The organism is uncultured Psychroserpens sp. (assembly GCF_947501425.1).
Lineage (GTDB): Bacteria > Bacteroidota > Bacteroidia > Flavobacteriales > Flavobacteriaceae > Psychroserpens.
This window is the reverse complement of sequence record NZ_CANMVN010000031.1, coordinates 1-333: the sequence shown is the minus strand read 5'-3', so window position 1 is coordinate 333 and position 333 is coordinate 1. Positions and strand designations below refer to the sequence as shown.

1 pseudogene is annotated in these 333 nt (G+C 40.2%); it reads left to right on the top strand.

Annotated elements, in window-relative coordinates:
• Nucleotides 1-333, top strand: a pseudogene (locus Q0951_RS17060) (hypothetical protein); the annotation flags it as partial.

The following is a 333-nucleotide window of genomic DNA, read 5'->3' as shown; positions in this document are numbered from 1 at the left end:
TACTATAGATGTGCCAGCAGGAACAACTGCAGGAACATATACAGTAACGTACCAAATATGTTTAGATGTAGATAATACTATTTGTGATACAGCTGATGTTACTATCGAAGTTGATCCAAGCATCAATGCAGAGAATGACGATTTCAGCGGAACACCAATTGATGCTGCTACAGGTGGAACAACAGCAAGCGTGTTTGACGATAATGGAAATGGAACAGATACAGCCGATGGTGTTGCTGCAACCGATGGTAATATCGCAGATAACATCAGTATCACTAATGATGGAGGATTAACAGGTGTGTCAATTAATACCGATGGTACGATAGATATACC